The organism is Brevundimonas sp. UBA5866 (assembly GCF_002432125.1).
In the GTDB taxonomy this organism is placed as follows: domain Bacteria; phylum Pseudomonadota; class Alphaproteobacteria; order Caulobacterales; family Caulobacteraceae; genus Brevundimonas.
In genome coordinates this window covers 1,451-17,468 of sequence record NZ_DJFS01000099.1, presented here as the reverse complement: position 1 = coordinate 17,468, position 16,018 = coordinate 1,451, and the positions used below count along the sequence as shown (strand labels likewise).

Genomic DNA, 16,018 nt, shown 5'->3' with positions numbered 1-16,018 from the left:
ATTTAAACCAAGCTGCCGTGGCAGTGCTTGAATTTGCGGCCCGAGCCGCACGGGCAGTCGCCGTTGCGGTTGGTGCGTTCCCAGCCTTCCGGCAGGGCTTCGACCGGCAGTTTGGAGCGGTCATCGCCCTGCAGGATGCCTTCAGGGTTCTGGGCTGCCGGATCGGCCATCTGGTTCTCGCCGGTACCCGGATTCAGGTGGATTTCCTGGAATTCCGGCATTTCCATTTCCGGCGGCGGCTGGAAGCGGAACTCGACCGTCATCAACCATCGGGTCACATTGTGACGCAGGTCGTGCAGCAGGTTTTCAAACAGGTTGAAAGCCTCGGTCTTGTATTCGTTCAGCGGGTCGCGCTGGCCGTAACCGCGCAGACCGATGACCCCGCGCAGGTGGTCGAGATGTACAAGGTGCTCGCGCCACTGCATGTCGATCATCTGCAGCAGGAACTGCTTCTCGAGATTGCGGGTCTGCTCGGCACCGATCATTTCCTCGCGCTCGGCGGCGCGGGCATTGGCGGCTTCGGTCAGACGCTCTTCGATCTCTTCGTTCGACACGCCTTCCTCGGCGGCCCAGTCGTGCAGCGGCAGTTCCAGACCGAGGGTGTGCTTCACCTTCTCGTCCAGACCGTCGATGTCCCACTGCTCGGCATAGGCCTTGGGCGGCATATAGCGTTCGACCAGATCGCTGATGACGTCCTGACGGAAGTCGGCGACCAGTTCCGACAGGTCGTTGGAGTCCATGAACTCCTGACGCTGCTCGAACACGGCCTTACGCTGGTCGTTCACGACGTCGTCGTACTTCAGCACGTTCTTGCGCATGTCGTAGTTGCGGGCTTCGACGCGCTTCTGGGCGGTCTCGACGGCGCGGTTCAGCCACGGGTGGCTGATGGCCTCACCTTCGGCCACGCCGAACGATTTCATGATGGCGTCCAGACGGTCACCGGCAAAAATGCGCAGCAGGTCGTCTTCGCACGACAGGTAGAATTTCGAGGTGCCCGGGTCGCCCTGACGGCCGGTACGACCGCGCAGCTGGTTGTCGATACGGCGGCTTTCGTGACGCTCGGTGCCCAGAACGAACAGGCCGCCTGCGGCCAGTGCCTGTTCCTTGGCGACGGCGATCTCGGCCTTGAACTCGGTTTCCTTGGCCGCGATCTGCTCGGGCGTGACCTCGATGGCCATGTTGCGCTGTTCCTGCAGCCAGCGCTGCATGCGCATTTCGATATTGCCGCCCAACTGGATGTCGGTACCGCGACCGGCCATGTTGGTGGCGATCGTCACCGCGCCCGGCAGACCGGCTTCGGCCACGATGAAGGCTTCCTGTTCGTGCTGACGCGCGTTCAGGACGTTGTGGGGGATGCCGCGGCCGGTTCTGTAGGTGATGTTGTAGGCGTCATCACCGACCTTCTGGGCTTCCTTCTCGCGGCCAGCGTATTCCGGCTTCAGCTCGCGGCTGACCTCGACCTTGTAATCATAGGTCTTGAGCAGTTCCGACAGCTCTTCGGACTTTTCGATCGAAACCGTGCCGACAAGGATCGGCTGGCCCTTCACATGGCATTCCGCGATCTGTTTGACGATGGCGGCGTTCTTTTCCTTGAAGGTGCGATAGACCTCGTCGTCGTAGTCCTTGCGCTGGATCGGACGGTTGGTCGGCACTTCCAGGACATCCATCTTGTAGATGTCCATGAATTCCTGCGCCTCGGTCGAGGCGGTGCCGGTCATACCCGACAGCTTTTCGTAAAGGCGGAAGTAGTTCTGGATCGTCACCGAGGCCAGAGTCTGGTTCTCGGGCTGGATCTTGACGTCTTCCTTGGCCTCGATGGCCTGGTGCAGGCCTTCCGACAGGCGGCGGCCCGTCATCATACGGCCGGTGTACTCATCGATCAGGACGACCTCGCCGCCCTTGATGATGTAGTCCTTGTCGCGCTGATACAGGGTGTTGGCACGCAGCGCCTGGTTGACGTGGTGGACCAGCGAGACGTTCAGCGGGTCATACAGGTCCTCGGTGCCGTCCACGAGGTGACCGGCTTCCTTCAGCATGTCCTCGATACGCTCCGAGCCCAGCTCGGTCAGCAGGGCCTGGCGCTGCTTCTCGTCGAGGTCATAGGTGTCCTTGTCCTTGACCAGTTCCTTCACCAGACCGTCGACGATCTTGTAGAAGTCCGAGCGGTCTTCGGTCGGGCCCGAGATGATCAGCGGGGTACGGGCTTCGTCGATCAGGATGGAGTCGACTTCGTCGACGATGGCGAAGTGGTGCGGACGCTGCACCATCTCGCGACGGTCGTAGACCAGGTTGTCGCGCAGATAGTCGAAGCCGAATTCGTTGTTGGTGCCGTAGGTGATGTCGGCCTGATAGGCCATCTGGCGCTGGCCCTGGCTCAGGCCATTGACGATCACGCCTACTTCCAGACCCAGGAAGCGATAGACGCGGCCCATTTGCTCGGCGTCACGGCGAGCCAGATAGTCGTTCACGGTAACGACGTGCACGCCCTTGCCCAGCAGGGCATTCAGGTAAACCGGTGCCACGGCCACAAGGGTCTTGCCCTCGCCGGTGCGCATTTCGGCAATACCGCCTTCATGCAGGATCATACCGCCGGTCAGCTGCACATCGTACTGGCGCTGGCCCAGAACGCGCTTGGAGGCTTCACGCGCAACGGCAAAGGCTTCAGGCAGCAGCTTGTCCAGCGAAGTGCCGCCTTCGATCCGGTCGCGGAAAGTCTGCGTCATCATGCGCAGCTCGTCGTCGGACAGCGCCTCGAACTTAGGCTCTAATGCATTGATTTTTTGCACCTCGGCCATGAAGGTCTTGACCTTGCGGTCGTTGGAGGAACCGAAGAATTTCTTGGCGAAGCCGAGCATGGGCAATCCGGAACGGGCGAGCAGTTGAAGGCTCAGAGAAAGGGTAGCTCACGCCCAGTCTGAGGTTCACGGAGGATGGAACCCGGCCTTGCGTCGAAATAACGCGCAACCAAAGGTACACCTATCCAGTCGGAAACCCCTCGACTTGGGCGAAGGCTGGACTTAAGCACCCACCTAGAGCCTGTCAACGCGAGCAGTGTTTGCTGTGCGCGAACAGCCTACCGTCGCCCTCGGCCCTAGAGGCTGTTGTCCACCCCGCCACGGGAGTGCCCGATGCGAATGTCGCGCCCCTCTTTCCTGTACGGACCCTCATTTTCCAGCCCTGCCGCACGGCGGCTGACGCTGGGGTTGTGCGCGGCGCTCAGTCTCGCCGTCGCGGCCTGCGGCGATAATCCGGCCAAGACCCATCCCGACGCCGGTGACCGCGTGGTCGCCCGCGTCGAGAAACACGAGATCTGGGCCTCGGACGTGCGCCGCGAGGCGGTCGCCCAAGGCCTGATCGGTGAGGGTGAGCCTCTGGATGTTTCCAGCGAGCTGTTCCGGCGTGTCCTTGACGAGGTGATCGACCAGACCCTTCTGGCCCGTGAGGCCGAACGGCGCGGTCTGGCCGACAGCCCCGCCGCCCAGCGGCGCCTAGAGGCTGTGCGCCAGCGTATTCTGGGCGACATGCTGGTCGAGACGGTGGTGAACAAGGCTGTATCCAACGAGGCTGTCGAGCGCCTCTATGCCGAACAGCAGCGCCGCGCCCAGAAGTCGGAAGAGGTGCGGCTGCGCCTGATTCTGACCGAAACGCGAGAGCAGGCCGATGCCGTGGTGGCACTGATCGGACAGGGCACAGCCTTCGAGGCTGTCGCAGCCCAACGTTCGGTCGATCAGGCATCGCGCGCCCTCGGCGGCGATCTGGGCTATGCCACCCCCGACCTTCTGCCTGCCGCATACGCGGCTGCGGTTGCGGACAAGCCCGCAGGGGCACTGGTCGGACCGGTCGAATACGACGGCCGCTGGGCCGTGCTGCGGGTCGAGGACCGTCGCGCCGAAACCCCGCCGACCCTCGAACAGGCCCGTCCGGTTATTGTCCGCTACCTGACCTATGAGGGCGTCCGGCAACTGCTGGAACAGCTGCGCGGCAAGGCCAAGGTTGAATTCGAGATTGACCCGCCGCGCTCCGCGCCGCAAACGCCGCCTCCTGCGTCTGCTTCGGCACCTGCAGGTTCCAACCCGGCCACCGCCCCGGCGACGGCCTCAGTTTCTACCAAGTCTTCGTCTGGATCTGCTGCATGAGCCGTCCCCCCGCCAAAACGTCCTCGACCGGCCAAAAGATTGAATCCGCCATCGAGAAGGCTCTCGATCCGCTGGCGTCCGTGATCAAGCGCGCGACCCAGCCGGCCAAGGCGGCTGCGCCTGCGGCGGGCAAGCCGGGTCTGATGATCTCTCCGCTGGCGGTGCCGTTCCCTGAAATGCCGCCGGTTGAAGGCGTCGAGATCGCCACCGCCCGCGCGGGCTTCTACAAGCACGAGCGCGACGATCTGGTGGTGTTCCACTTCCCTGACGGGGCCAACTGCGCGGGCGTGTTCACCCGTCACAAGGTCGGCTCGGCTCCGGTGGACTGGTGCAAGAAGCAGCTCGACACCGACAAGGGCGGCGAGGGCGTCAAGCTGATGGTCGTCAACGCCGGTTGCGCCAACGCCTTTACCGGCAAGGCAGGTGCCGATGCCGCCAAGGCGACCGCCGCCGCTGCCGCCAAGCGCTTCGACTGCCGCCAGCGCGACGTCATGCTGGCCTCGACCGGCGTGATCGGCGTGGTTCTCGATGATACTAAGATCACCGCCAAACTGCCGGAAATCGAGGCAGGGCTGAGCGCTGACAACTGGGCCAAGGCCGGTGCGGGCATCATGACCACCGACACCTTCCCCAAGGGCTCGACCGCTGAATGCGAGATCGAGGGTGTGAAGGTCCGCATCTCGGGCATCGCCAAGGGCTCGGGCATGATCGCGCCGGACATGGCGACCATGCTGGCCTTTATCGTCACCGATGCCGACATCGCCCCGCCGGTGCTGAAGGCGCTGCTGAACCTGCACGTCCGCACCACCTTCAACTCGGTGACGGTGGACGGCGATACCTCGACCAACGACACCGCCCTGATCTTCGCCACGGGCAAGTCGGGCGCGCCGCGTATCGGCCGTGTCGGCGACCGCCGCCTGAAGGATTTCTCGCGCGCTCTGGAACAGGTGATGCTCGACCTCGCCCACCAGCTGGTGAAGGACGGCGAGGGCGCGACCAAATTCGTCAAGGTCACCGTGGACGGTGCGGCGTCGCCGGCCTCGGCCCGCAAACTGGCCAAGTCGATCGCCGACAGCCCGCTGGTGAAAACCGCCATCGCCGGTGAGGACGCCAACTGGGGCCGTATCGTCATGGCCGTCGGCAAGACCGAGGAAGCCGTTGACCGCGACCGTCTGGCCATCTTCTTCGGGCCGCACACCGCCGCCGTCGATGGCGCGCCCGCGGCCGACTACAACGAAGAGGTCATGAGCGCCTATATGAAGAACGACGAGATCGACATCACGGTCCACGTCGGTTCGGGCCGCGCCTCGGCCACGGTCTGGACCTGCGACCTGACCAAACGCTACATCGAAATCAACGGGGACTACCGTTCGTGACCGATAACGCAAGTGCGGGGGCGGTTCCGACCGTCCTCGTCGTCGCGGTCGCCCTGATCGACCCCGACGGTCGCATCCTCATCGCCCAGCGCCCCGAGGGCAAACAGCTGGCCGGACTGTGGGAGTTTCCGGGCGGCAAGGTCGAGCCGGGCGAGCGTCCCGAACAGGCCCTGATCCGCGAGCTGAAGGAAGAGCTGGGCATCGACGTCAAGGAGGCCTGTCTGGCGCCTTTCGTATTTACCAGTCACGGTTACGAAAAATTTCACCTACTGATGCCACTCTACCTTTGCCGTAGATGGTCGGGAACGGTGGTGGCCAAAGAACACACCGCTCTGGCGTGGGTAAAACCGGGCAAGCTGATGGACTATCCCATGCCGCCTGCCGATGAGCCCTTGGTCGCATGGCTGAGAGATTTAATCTGACTGCCCGGTCAGAGGGGGTAGACGATGTACATGATTGTAAAGACCTTTTCTGTTGATGAAGGCGGCGCGACAGCCATTGAATATGGCTTGGTCGCCTCTCTCATCGCTATGGTCGTACTGGCTGCACTCTCTGCCACCGGAGACGGCGTCATGGCCAAGTGGCAATACGTCATGGAAAAGGTCACCGCCGCGCTCAGTGGCGGCGGCGGCGGTGAAGGTGGCGGCGGCGACGGTTAATCGTTCTCTTCGCCCGTTAACTCTTTAACGCCCAGCGCATCGGCCAGACGCATCTTGGCCGATCCCCGCTTGGCCGGCTTCTGCTGGCTGTCATCCGGTGCCCATCCGGCCAGATGCACCATTTCAAACGTTGCAGGGATTCGGCCGTCTTCCTCGGCATAGCGTTCGACATAGAGCTGTGCCGCGCGGGCCAGGATGGCGCGGTTGAGAGGTTTGATCTCGCCCGCCAGCACATTGGTCTCGCCCATTGCCCGCAGATCACGCATCAGGCTGAACGGATCGCGATAGCGCACGGTCACACGGTCCACATCCGACACCGGCAGGGCAAAGCCCGCCCGCTGCAGCAGGGCCGCGCCGTCAAAACCATCGGCAAAGGGCGAGACACGCGCCTGCGCTCCGCCGCGCACCTCAAGCTCGGCCTCTGTCAGCACCCCGCGCAACTCCTTGAGGGTCGCCGCGCCGAACAGGCTGCCGATAAACAGCCCATCCGGCCTTAATGCCCGCCGGATCTGCGCCAACGCGCCCGGCAGGTCATTGGCCCAGTGCAGGCCGAACAGATTGACCGCCAGATCGACCGACTGGTCTTCCAGACCCAGGGGCGCTGCCCCCGGTGCCGCGCGCTCGGCTACCGTACCGACAGATGCCAGCGCGCCGATCCGTTCTTTTGCCGGTGTGCCTTCCAGTGCCTCGGCCAGCAGGCCAGAATGAGGAGACAGATCGACGGCGGCCTTAAACTCGCGCAGGATGGCCGACAGCGTATGGGCCGCGTCTTCCGCCGCCCTGCGGTGCAGAAAGTCTGCTTGGGGAAACAGGCGTTGCGCACGCGCCAGACGGTGGGACCGCCGGGCGGCGTCAAAGATAATCGGGGGACCGGAAGAGGGGGCGCTCATGACGGGGACAAATGGCGGTTCAGGCGCCGAATGGAAAGGCCTTTGGGCGATTAAGCTGCGCAATGCGGGTCGGTCTTTGGTCGATCTGGTCCTGCCGCCCGCCAGTCTGGACGGAGAGGTGGGCGGATCGACAATGGGGCTGAGCGCCCGCGCCTTTGCCCGCATCACCTTTCTGGAAGACCCTGTCTGCGATGGCTGCGGCCTGCCTTTCGAATACGAACTGGCACCCGGGCAGAGATGCATTGTCTGTACCGAACGGCCCCATGTCTTTACCCGCGCCCGTGCAGCCTGCCTTTATGACGAGCATTCACGCGGATTGATCCTGGCGCTCAAACACGGTGATGAACAGGCGCATGCCGCCCTGTTTGCGCGCTGGATCAGTCGGTCGGCCGATCCTCTGATCCGTGACTGCGACGTCATCGTTCCGGTGCCTCTGCATCCCTTACGCCTTCTGCGCCGCCGCTTTAACCAGTGTGCGGAGATCGCCCGGCCTTTGGCAAAGACCCGGGGTCTCGTTAATCTGCCCGATGTCCTGAAGCGCGTCCGCGCCACACAGTCGCAGGGTGGCCGATCCCTCCGGGGTCGGAAACTGAACGTAAAGGGTGCGTTCAAGGTGACCTCGCGCGGGGCGGCAAAGCTGTCGGGCAGGCGCGTGCTGTTGTTGGATGATGTCCTGACCACGGGGGCCACGGCGGATGCCTGTGCCCGTGCTTTGCTGGACGCAGGTGCGGCCAGTGTCCATCTGGCTGTGATTGCAGGGGTGCGCGGCGCGCGGGAAATCCCTAAATAGTCAACCGAACGGGTGTCCGATGCGTTGAGCAGGGCATCTCCCCCTTATTAATCCGCATGGAGTGAACCTGTGGCCGAAGTCGTCATCTATACCAAGCCCGGCTGCCCCTATTGCATCCGCGCCAAGTCGCTGCTGGATCGCAAGGGTGCCGCCTATACCGAGATCGTCGCCTCGAACGATCCGGAAAAGAAGGCCGAGATGGTCGCGCGTTCGGGCGGTGCCGCAACCTTCCCGCAGATATTCATCAACGACCAGCACATCGGCGGCTGCGACGACATCCACGCCCTTGATGCCAAGGGCGGTCTCGACCCCCTGCTGGCAGCCTGAATCTAGAGGCACGATATGAGTTCCAGCCTCCAAGTGGCTCTGATCCAGACCACCACCCCCGCCACGGCGGCCAAGGGGCTGGAACATATCGCGCCGATGATCCGTCAGGCGGCCCTGAAGGGGGCCGAACTGATCCTGACGCCCGAAGGGACCAATTTTCTCGAACAGAGAAAAGGTCTGCGCGAAGAAGCCCTGAGCGATGAAGCCTCGGACGTTGCGGTTCAGGGCCTGCAGAAGCTGGCGGCTGAGCTGAAGGTCTGGATCCTGATCGGATCGGCCATCGTCCGCTCGGGCGTTGATGATGACGGCCGCGCCGCCAACCGCAGCCTGCTGGTTGACCCGAACGGCAACATCACCGCCCGCTATGACAAGATGCATGTCTTCGACGTCGATCTGGACACCGGCGAGCGTTGGCGCGAAAGCGCCGTGATCCGCCCCGGTGCCGAAGCGGTCGTGGCAGACACCCCTTGGGGCGGGCTGGGCCTGACCATCTGTTATGACGTGCGCTTTGCCTATCTGCACCGCGCACTGGCGCATGGCGGTGCAAAGATCATCACCGTCCCCGCCGCCTTCACCCGCCCGACGGGCGAGGCGCACTGGGAAGTCCTGCTGCGGGCTCGCGCCATCGAAACCGGCAGCTTCGTTCTGGCCCCCGCCCAGGGCGGCGAGCATGAGGATGGCCGCAAGACCTGGGGCCATTCACTGGTCATCGACCCGTGGGGCGAGGTGATCGCCCGTCTTGACCACGACCGCCCCGCAGTGCTTCACGCCACGCTGGATTTGTCGGCTGTGGACCGCGCCCGAAAGGCCATCCCCGCGCTGACGCACGACCGCTCATTTGTCTCGCCCCAATGATCCGCTACGCGCTTGTATGTGATCGGGACCACGGCTTCGAAGCGTGGTTCGCCTCGTCTTCAGACTATGATGACCAGTCCGCACGGGGCCTTGTCGAATGCCCGTTCTGTGCCTCGCATCAGGTGCGCAAACAGATCATGGCACCCGCTGTCACCGGCACCAAGAAGACCGAGGCAGCCAAACCCGACGCGCTGAAGGTCATGCAGGCCATGATGATGCAGGCCGCACGCGAGGTCCGCAGCCACGTCGAGGAAAACTTTGAGTATGTCGGTGACGCCTTCGCCCGCGAGGCCCGCGACATCCATGAGGGGCGCAGCGAGCAGCGCGAAATCTATGGCGAGGCCACGCCCGCCGACATCAAGAAGCTGAAGGACGACGGCGTGCTCTGCATGCCCTTGCCCGACCTTCCGCCCGATCCCTCGAAGGCGAATTAGGTCCAATGTCGGGGGCGGGGGTTTTCAGACAGTATGCGGTGCCGGAACCGCTGGCCCCCTATGTGCGACGCATCTGGTCCTATGTCGATGAATGCCCCTCGGCCATAGAGCGGATCGTGCCCGATGGTTTTCCCGAACTGGTGATCGATCTTGCCGGACGTGCCCTCGAAATCCGCACTGATGGCACCGCATCCGCGCAACCGCCCGTTCTGATGGCAGGCCAGCTTACACGACCCATGACCTTGAAGGTCGAAGGCCCTGTGCATGTGGTCGGTGTCAGCTTCCATCCGGATGGCGCGCGCGATTTCTGGGGACAGGCCATGCAGGGTCTGACCGACCGGCGGCTGGATGCCTCCCACCGCCTGCCAGAGGCACTGGCGTCCATAAAGGACGAGACGGCCTTGGTGTGCGCCCTGATCGGCGAACTGTCCGAAAAGGCCTCGGGTTGGTCCATCGACCCGCTGGTTCGGGAGCAGATCGAAGGGCGTGCTCCGGTCGCAACGGATCCAGCTTCCGTGCGAAATCTTCAGCGCCGCTTTCTGGATCGTGTCGGTGTTTCGGCGCGTTCCCTGCGCTCGGTCCAGCGCTTCCGTGCTGTATTCGACCATGCCGATCAGGATGAAAACTGGCTGCAAGCGGGTCTGGCGGCCGGATATTTCGATCAGCCCCATCTGGCGCGGGATTTCCAGCGGTTTGTCGGTTGTTCGGCCACCGCCTGGGCCCGCGAACGGCTGGCGCTGACACGGGCGATATTGTCGTAACCATACAAGCCATCGGAACCACCGACCGCTAGAGTGACGTCATCCAGCAGGGAAGGGGAAACCATGTGGCAACTGTTAGTATCGCTGGCGTTGATACCGCCTGTGTCCGACGATCCGGATCTATCGTGGATGTCCGGTGCCTGGCTCCAGTGCAGCGAAGGCCGCGAGGTCGCGGAGGTCTGGAGCGGGCAGGAGCAGGGCTTGATGATGGGCTATAACCTGAGCCGCGGCGGTACCCGCTCCGGTTTCGAATATGCCCGCATCCAACGCCAGCAGGACGACCACTGGGCCTATGTGGCCCAGCCCGGCGGAATGCCGCCGACCGCCTTCAGGCTCGTGCGTCATGATGCCACTTCGGCTGTCTTCGCCAATCCGGAGAACGATTTTCCGCACCGGATCGTTTATTGGCGCGAAGGTGATCGTCTGCGCGCCCGCATCGAGGGTGCCGACGGTGATCCAGACAGGAGTATAGAATGGTCCTTCAACAAGTCGGAACTGAACAGGCGGTGCCCGCCCTGAAATGGCGTGCCATGACCGAGGCCGATCTGGATGGTGTGGTCGAGGTGGCGAAGGTGTCGTTTCCCGATCATCCGGAGGACCGTGTCTGCTTTGCCAATCGGCTGGAACTGAACCCCTCGGGCTGTTTCGTCCTGTCCGATGAAGCGGGTCATGTCAGCGGATATCTGGTCGCCTATCCGTGGAAGCGGAATGCGGCCCCCGCACTGAACGTCTTGATCGACGCCCTGCCGGATGATGCAGAGACCCTGTACCTGCACGATCTTGCCCTGCATCCGTCCACGCGCGGCGGAGGCTATACACGTCCTGTTATCGAAGCACTGGCGGCATCGGCGCGCGAGAACGGCTATGGTGTGGTTTCTCTGGTGGCCGTGAACAATGCCTCAGGCTTTTGGGCGCGTAATGGATTCGAGATCCAGAGCCCGCCGGGCATGGCCGAAAAGCTGGCCTCCTATGGCGAAGACGCCCGCTATATGGAGCGGTCTTTGGTATAGGGGAACTATGTTAAGCTATGCAGCGTTGCCATAGTCATGAACAGATCATCCCTTCCCAAACTCTTCCTTGTCGGCGCGGCGGTTGCCGGTGTTCTGGCCCTTGGTGCCTGTGCGACGATTGCCCGTCAGGGGCCTTCGGGCAACCCGAATGTGCCCGAGCCCGCAAAGGCCGTCGAACTCGATCGCTACCTCGGTAAGTGGTACGAACTGGCCCGCTATGAATTCGGTTACCAGAAGGGCTGCGAGGCCGTGACGGCTGAATACCGCCTGCTGGAAGACGGCCAGATCGGCGTCACCAACGGCTGCCGTCAGGATTCGGTCAACGGCGAATACCGTGAAGCCACCGCCAAGGGCAAGATTGTCGAAGGCAGCAACAACACCAAGCTGAAACTGTCCTTCTTCGGCCCGTTCTACGTCGGTGATTACTGGATTCTCGACCACGCCGACGACTACAGCTGGTCGATCGTGGGCGAGCCGTCGGGCCGCAATCTGTGGATCCTGAGCCGCGAGGCAAAGCCGTCGCAAGAACAGCGCCAGCGTCTGTACGACCGCGCTGCCGCTCTGGGCTATGACATGAGCATGCTGCGCGAAACTCAGCACTGAACGGGCTTCGGCGTATGGACGAAAAAGGGGGGAGAGGCCCGCGCCTCTCCCCTTTTTCAGGCCTGTCTGACCGCCACCATCATATAGTTGATGTCGGCGTCGCCCTCTTTCCATTTGTCGGTCAGGGGATTGTATTCCAGCCCGAACGGGCCGGTCACCGTGAGCGGTTCGGACTTCAGCATCTCGCGGATTTCGTCGGGCTTCAGGAACTGGCGCCAGTCGTGTGTTCCCGCCGGAACCCAGCGCAGCACATATTCCGCCGCGAACTTGCCCAGCAGCAGACCCTTCAGCGTCCGGTTCAGGGTGGCGACGATCATGATCCCGCCCGGCTTCACCAGTTTTGAACAGGTGCGGACGAACTCGCCCGGATCGGCGACGTGCTCGATCACTTCCATCGTCAGCACGACATCGAACGGCCCTGCGCCCTCGGCGACGATCTGTTCGACGGTGGCGGCGCGGTAGTTGATCTCCAGCCCCACCTGCGCGGCATGGGCGCGGGCGGTGCCGATGTTTTCGGACGAGGCATCCAGCGCCGTCACCTCGAAACCCATGCGGCGCATCGGCTCGGCCAGCAGGCCGCCACCGCAGCCGATATCGATCAGGCTCATGCCTTTGAACGGGGCGCGGGTGTTCGGATCCAGACCGTAATGATCCGCCACGCGATCACGCACGAATTTCAGGCGCGCCGGATTGAAACGGTGAAGCGGCGCGAAGGGACCCTTGGCATCCCACCATTCCGCCGCCTGGGCGGAAAAACGTGCCACATCTGCGGGGTCGATACTGGGACCTTCGGCACGTTCCATCGCGGGAGCGGGCGAATTTTCGGTAAAACCCTGCGTGGTTTGGGGTTTGCGCTCGGGGCCGGTGTCGTTAGAAGCGGACATGAGCCAAGGGATGGACTGCCTTTCTTCCCGACGCAAGTGCAACACGACCCCGATTGCGGGGCATGAGATTGGATACCGGTATGACGGGGGCTATCCCAGAGACGGACTATAGCCGTCTGGTCATGAAGTTCGGCGGAACTTCGATGGCCGATCTGGAGCGAATTCGCCGCGCCGCGCGTATTGTCGCGGCCGAGGCCGCTAAAGGCAAAAAGGTTGCCGTCGTGGTCTCTGCGATGGCGGGCAAAACCAATGAACTGGTCGCGTGGACCGACGGCGCGGGGGCTCCGGCACCGGGTCTTTATCCGCCCGGTTCCATGTCCGACGACGAGTATGACGTTGTGGTCGCCTCTGGCGAACAGGTGACCTCGGGTCTTCTGGCCATCACCTTGCGCAACATGGGCCATAAGGCCCGTAGCTGGATGGGCTGGCAGGTGCCGATCATCACCGATGACGCCCACGCCCGCGCCCGCATCGAGGAAATCCGCGCCGAGGCGATGGCCGCCAGCATGGATGCGGGCGAGATCGCCGTCATTCCGGGCTTCCAGGGCGTAACGCCTGAGGGCCGTATCACCACGCTGGGTCGTGGTGGTTCGGACACCTCGGCTGTGGCTGTGGCGGCGGCGCTGAACTGCCCGTGCGACATCTATACGGACGTGGACGGCGTCTATACGACCGACCCGCGCGTCGAGAGCCGCGCCCGCCGTCTGGCCAAGGTGTCCTACGAAGAGATGCTGGAAATGGCGTCTCTGGGGGCCAAGGTGCTCCAGACCCGCTCGGTCGAGATGGCGATGCACAACCAGGTGCCTGTGCGTGTGCTCTCCAGCTTTATCGAGCCTGATGAAAACGGAATTCTGCCGGAAGATGCCGGCACACTGATTTGCGACGAGGATGAGATCGTGGAAAAGCGCATCGTTTCCGGCGTGACCATGAGCCGGGACGAAGCCCGGATCACGCTTCTGGGTCTTTCGGACCGTACCGACGCTCCGGCGGATGTCTTCACCCGTCTGGCCGAGGCCAATGTGAACGTGGACATGATCGTCCAGTCGCAGGCCCGCACCGAAGGCGCCGTGAACCTGACCTTCACCACGGGCCGCCGCGATGCCGCCCGCGCTTCGGAACTGATGACCTCGCTCAAGTCGGAAATCGGCTTCGAGGAAATCCGCGTCGATGACGATGTGGCCAAGGTATCGGTGATCGGCGTCGGCATGCGCTCGCACGCCGGTGTGGCCCAGACCATGTTCCGGGCCCTCGCGGACAAGGGCATCAAATTCCAGGCGATCTCGACCTCGGAAATCAAGATCAGCGTTCTTATTGAATCGGCCTATGCTGAACTGGCCGTTCGCGCCCTTCACGCCGCTTACGGTCTGGAGAGCCTCTAGGCAGAGACAAACACGCTTCCCCTGTGACATTGTGCGGATCGGGGAGCGAGAGGAGTGGCTATGGCCAAGAGTGGCGGATTGACGATGCGGGGGCCCCGTAACCTCCTGCGCCAGATCCGCGAGGCTCTGGCCGGAGGGGGCGACGCATCGGCTGTTGCCAGCGCCCAGCAACGGCTGGACCTGGTGGTGAGCATTATCGCCCGCTCCATGGTTGCCGAGGTCTGCTCCATCTATCTGCGCCGCGCTTCGGGCGAACTTGAACTGTTCGCGACCGAAGGGCTGAATCCGGACGCTGTCCACAATACGCGCCTGCGCCCGGGCGAGGGTCTGGTGGGCGAGGTGGCACGTCTGGCCCAGCCGGTCAGCCTGTCGAACGCGCAGGAACATCCGAACTTCTCGTACCGTCCGGAAACGGGCGAAGACCCCTTCAACGCCTTCCTGGGTGCGCCCCTGCTTCGCGGTGGTCGCGCCATCGGTGTGCTTGTCGTCCAGAACCGCGCCGCCCGCGTCTATGACGAGGACGAACTGGAAGACATCCAGAACATCGCGATGGTGCTGTCGGAGACGGTGGCATCGGGCGGCCTTCTGGCCGAGGCCGAGCTTCGTGATGTCGAACTGGCCCCGCACCGCCCCGAGCGCCTGTCGGGCCAGAAATTCGCCGAGGGTCTGGCCGTTGGCCGTGCGGTCCTGCACGAAGCTCCGGTTCCGCCGGACAAGCTTCTGGCCGATGATCCGGTCATTGAGGAACAGCGCCTTCGTGCCGGTCTGGCGGCGCTGAAATCCAGCATCGACGTTCTGCTCGAAGGCGGGCAGGGCAAGTTGAACGGCACCCCCTACGAGGTGCTGGAAACCTATCGGATGTTTGCCGACGACCGCGGCTGGAACCGCTCTCTGGAAGAGGCCGTGCGTTCGGGCCTTACCGCCGAAGCCGCCGTTGACCGTGTCCGGACCGAGCACCGCGCCCGTTTTGCCAGCGCCCGCGATCCCTATATCCGCGAGCGGCTGCACGATTTCGAGGACCTGGCCAACCGCCTGCTCCGGGTGCTGATGGGTGACGACCCCAATGATCGCCAACTTCCGGATGACGCCATCCTTGTGGCCCGTAACCTCGGCCCCGCCGACCTGCTGGAATATCCCCGCAGCAAGCTGAAGGGGCTGCTGCTGGAAGAAGGCTCGCCCGCCGGTCACGCCGCCATCGTGGCGCGGGCACTGCAGATCCCGTGCGTCGGACGCCTCAGCGGATTGCGCGATCGCCTGTCCGAAGGTGATCCGCTGATCGTCGATGGCGAAACGGGCGAAGCCTATCTTCGCCCGCGCCCCGACATGCTGACGGCGGTACAGAGCCGGATGGAGGTGCGGGCACAACGTCGGGCCGAGTTCGACCAGCTGCGCGATACGCCCGCTGTCACGCTGGATGGCACGCGTATCACCCTGCTGACCAATGCCGGTCTGGCGGTGGATCTCGACAACCTCGACATGACCGGGGCCGAGGGTATCGGCCTGTTCCGCACCGAGTTCCAGTTCATGGTGGCCGACGAACTGCCGCGCCTGACCGCGCAGACGGCCCTCTACAAACTGGTTCTGGACGCAGCGGGCGAGCGTCAGGTGACCTTCCGCACGCTCGACATCGGCGGCGACAAGATTCTTCCCTATCTGGAGCCGGAGCGCGAGGAGAACCCCGCCCTGGGCCGCCGTGCCATCCGTCTGGGGCTGGACCGTCCGGCCCTGCTGCGGATGCAGCTGCGCGCGCTTCTGGCGGCGGCGGCGGGCCGCGAACTGGGGGTCATGTTCCCGATGATCGCCTCGGGAGAGGAATTCCGCCGCGCCCGCGATCTGGTGGACCGCGAGATCGAGTGGGCCAGACGACGCGGGCGCACCCTGCCGCGCACCATCCGCGTCGGGGCGATGATCGAA

General features: G+C 63.6%; 17 protein-coding genes. 14 read left to right on the top strand and 3 right to left on the bottom strand.

Annotation, left to right across the window (positions count from 1 at the left end):
• Positions 1 to 2 precede the first annotated feature (2 nt).
• Positions 3 to 2,855: a preprotein translocase subunit SecA gene (gene secA, locus B3H86_RS13290; protein WP_292054708.1), complete on the bottom strand. Its 2,853-nt coding sequence runs from the start codon at positions 2,853 to 2,855 to the stop codon at positions 3 to 5.
• Between the two features lie 279 nt (positions 2,856 to 3,134).
• On the opposite strand from secA, the gene B3H86_RS13285 reads away from it, so the two are divergent.
• From B3H86_RS13285 to B3H86_RS13270, 4 genes are read left to right on the top strand one after another with little or no spacing between them, the layout of a single operon-like run.
• Positions 3,135 to 4,136 carry a peptidylprolyl isomerase gene (locus B3H86_RS13285; protein ID WP_292054705.1) on the top strand — a complete coding sequence of 334 codons (1,002 nt, stop codon included), beginning with the start codon at positions 3,135 to 3,137 and terminating at the stop codon, positions 4,134 to 4,136.
• Positions 4,133 to 5,512, top strand: a complete 1,380-nt coding sequence (gene argJ, locus B3H86_RS13280) for a bifunctional glutamate N-acetyltransferase/amino-acid acetyltransferase ArgJ (protein ID WP_292054702.1) — start codon at positions 4,133 to 4,135, stop codon at positions 5,510 to 5,512. The genes B3H86_RS13285 and argJ overlap by 4 nt, the downstream gene beginning before the upstream one ends.
• Complete coding sequence (locus tag B3H86_RS13275; RefSeq protein WP_292054700.1) at positions 5,509 to 5,934, top strand: (deoxy)nucleoside triphosphate pyrophosphohydrolase; 426 nt, start codon at positions 5,509 to 5,511, stop codon at positions 5,932 to 5,934. The genes argJ and B3H86_RS13275 overlap by 4 nt, the downstream gene beginning before the upstream one ends.
• 24 nt (positions 5,935 to 5,958) lie before the next feature.
• Positions 5,959 to 6,171, top strand: coding sequence for a Flp family type IVb pilin (locus tag B3H86_RS13270; RefSeq protein WP_292054697.1), 213 nt, complete (start codon positions 5,959 to 5,961; stop codon positions 6,169 to 6,171).
• Here the strand turns inward: B3H86_RS13270 and B3H86_RS13265 are convergent.
• Positions 6,168 to 7,061 carry a methyltransferase domain-containing protein gene (locus B3H86_RS13265; RefSeq protein ID WP_292054694.1) on the bottom strand — a complete coding sequence of 298 codons (894 nt, stop codon included), beginning with the start codon at positions 7,059 to 7,061 and terminating at the stop codon, positions 6,168 to 6,170. The two genes, B3H86_RS13270 and B3H86_RS13265, sit on opposite strands and share 4 nt — an antisense overlap.
• On the opposite strand from B3H86_RS13265, the gene B3H86_RS13260 reads away from it, so the two are divergent.
• The 8 genes from B3H86_RS13260 to B3H86_RS13225 all read left to right on the top strand — a co-directional run bounded on the left by B3H86_RS13260 (position 7,060) and on the right by B3H86_RS13225 (position 11,841).
• Positions 7,060 to 7,851, top strand: coding sequence for a ComF family protein (locus B3H86_RS13260; protein ID WP_292054691.1), 792 nt, complete (start codon positions 7,060 to 7,062; stop codon positions 7,849 to 7,851). The two genes, B3H86_RS13265 and B3H86_RS13260, sit on opposite strands and share 2 nt — an antisense overlap.
• 69 nt (positions 7,852 to 7,920) lie before the next feature.
• Positions 7,921 to 8,178, top strand: a complete 258-nt coding sequence (gene grxC / locus B3H86_RS13255) for a glutaredoxin 3 (protein ID WP_292054687.1) — start codon at positions 7,921 to 7,923, stop codon at positions 8,176 to 8,178.
• 15 nt (positions 8,179 to 8,193) lie between these two features.
• Positions 8,194 to 9,033 carry a carbon-nitrogen hydrolase family protein gene (locus B3H86_RS13250; RefSeq protein ID WP_292054684.1) on the top strand — a complete coding sequence of 280 codons (840 nt, stop codon included), beginning with the start codon at positions 8,194 to 8,196 and terminating at the stop codon, positions 9,031 to 9,033.
• Positions 9,030 to 9,467, top strand: coding sequence for a DUF1178 family protein (locus B3H86_RS13245; protein ID WP_292054682.1), 438 nt, complete (start codon positions 9,030 to 9,032; stop codon positions 9,465 to 9,467). The genes B3H86_RS13250 and B3H86_RS13245 overlap by 4 nt, the downstream gene beginning before the upstream one ends.
• A gap of 5 nt (positions 9,468 to 9,472) precedes the next feature.
• Positions 9,473 to 10,228, top strand: a complete 756-nt coding sequence (locus tag B3H86_RS13240; RefSeq protein ID WP_292054679.1) for a helix-turn-helix domain-containing protein — start codon at positions 9,473 to 9,475, stop codon at positions 10,226 to 10,228.
• Positions 10,229 to 10,291: 63 nt separating this feature from the next.
• The gene (locus B3H86_RS13235) at positions 10,292 to 10,747 is read left to right on the top strand and encodes a DUF6265 family protein (RefSeq protein ID WP_292054677.1); all 456 of its coding nucleotides are present in this window, start codon (positions 10,292 to 10,294) and stop codon (positions 10,745 to 10,747) included.
• Positions 10,702 to 11,238, top strand: a complete 537-nt coding sequence (locus tag B3H86_RS13230; RefSeq protein WP_292054676.1) for a GNAT family N-acetyltransferase — start codon at positions 10,702 to 10,704, stop codon at positions 11,236 to 11,238. Before B3H86_RS13235 ends, B3H86_RS13230 begins: the two co-directional genes overlap by 46 nt.
• A gap of 36 nt (positions 11,239 to 11,274) precedes the next feature.
• The gene (locus B3H86_RS13225; protein WP_292054674.1) at positions 11,275 to 11,841 is read left to right on the top strand and encodes a lipocalin family protein; all 567 of its coding nucleotides are present in this window, start codon (positions 11,275 to 11,277) and stop codon (positions 11,839 to 11,841) included.
• A gap of 56 nt (positions 11,842 to 11,897) precedes the next feature.
• Here the strand turns inward: B3H86_RS13225 and ubiG are convergent, their stop codons facing one another.
• Positions 11,898 to 12,725, bottom strand: coding sequence for a bifunctional 2-polyprenyl-6-hydroxyphenol methylase/3-demethylubiquinol 3-O-methyltransferase UbiG (gene ubiG / locus B3H86_RS13220; RefSeq protein WP_292054672.1), 828 nt, complete (start codon positions 12,723 to 12,725; stop codon positions 11,898 to 11,900).
• An 80-nt stretch (positions 12,726 to 12,805) separates the two neighbouring features.
• On the opposite strand from ubiG, the gene B3H86_RS13215 reads away from it, so the two are divergent.
• Both B3H86_RS13215 and B3H86_RS13210 read left to right on the top strand, forming a co-directional pair.
• A complete protein-coding gene (locus B3H86_RS13215; protein ID WP_292054670.1) occupies positions 12,806 to 14,104 on the top strand; it encodes an aspartate kinase in 1,299 nt (432 codons plus the stop codon).
• Positions 14,105 to 14,164: 60 nt separating this feature from the next.
• Positions 14,165 to 16,018, top strand: a 1,854-nt coding sequence (locus tag B3H86_RS13210) for a putative PEP-binding protein (protein WP_292054667.1), incomplete at its 3' end; no start/stop codon positions are given.

What these genes read in the sequence shown, in the direction of transcription:
- B3H86_RS13260 (WP_292054691.1), top strand. Translation starts at nt 7,060, where the DNA reads ATGACGGGGACAAATGGCGGTTCAGGCGCCGAATGGAAAGGCCTTTGG.
- B3H86_RS13215 (WP_292054670.1), top strand. Translation starts at nt 12,806, where the DNA reads ATGACGGGGGCTATCCCAGAGACGGACTATAGCCGTCTGGTCATGAAG.
- ubiG (WP_292054672.1), bottom strand. Translation starts at nt 12,725, where the DNA reads ATGTCCGCTTCTAACGACACCGGCCCCGAGCGCAAACCCCAAACCACG.
- B3H86_RS13250 (WP_292054684.1), top strand. Translation starts at nt 8,194, where the DNA reads ATGAGTTCCAGCCTCCAAGTGGCTCTGATCCAGACCACCACCCCCGCC.
- B3H86_RS13235 (WP_292054677.1), top strand. Translation starts at nt 10,292, where the DNA reads ATGTGGCAACTGTTAGTATCGCTGGCGTTGATACCGCCTGTGTCCGAC.
- B3H86_RS13285 (WP_292054705.1), top strand. Translation starts at nt 3,135, where the DNA reads ATGTCGCGCCCCTCTTTCCTGTACGGACCCTCATTTTCCAGCCCTGCC.
- B3H86_RS13245 (WP_292054682.1), top strand. Translation starts at nt 9,030, where the DNA reads ATGATCCGCTACGCGCTTGTATGTGATCGGGACCACGGCTTCGAAGCG.
- B3H86_RS13265 (WP_292054694.1), bottom strand. Translation starts at nt 7,061, where the DNA reads ATGAGCGCCCCCTCTTCCGGTCCCCCGATTATCTTTGACGCCGCCCGG.
- B3H86_RS13240 (WP_292054679.1), top strand. Translation starts at nt 9,473, where the DNA reads ATGTCGGGGGCGGGGGTTTTCAGACAGTATGCGGTGCCGGAACCGCTG.
- B3H86_RS13230 (WP_292054676.1), top strand. Translation starts at nt 10,702, where the DNA reads ATGGTCCTTCAACAAGTCGGAACTGAACAGGCGGTGCCCGCCCTGAAA.
- B3H86_RS13225 (WP_292054674.1), top strand. Translation starts at nt 11,275, where the DNA reads ATGAACAGATCATCCCTTCCCAAACTCTTCCTTGTCGGCGCGGCGGTT.
- argJ (WP_292054702.1), top strand. Translation starts at nt 4,133, where the DNA reads ATGAGCCGTCCCCCCGCCAAAACGTCCTCGACCGGCCAAAAGATTGAA.
- secA (WP_292054708.1), bottom strand. Translation starts at nt 2,855, where the DNA reads ATGCTCGGCTTCGCCAAGAAATTCTTCGGTTCCTCCAACGACCGCAAG.
- B3H86_RS13270 (WP_292054697.1), top strand. Translation starts at nt 5,959, where the DNA reads ATGTACATGATTGTAAAGACCTTTTCTGTTGATGAAGGCGGCGCGACA.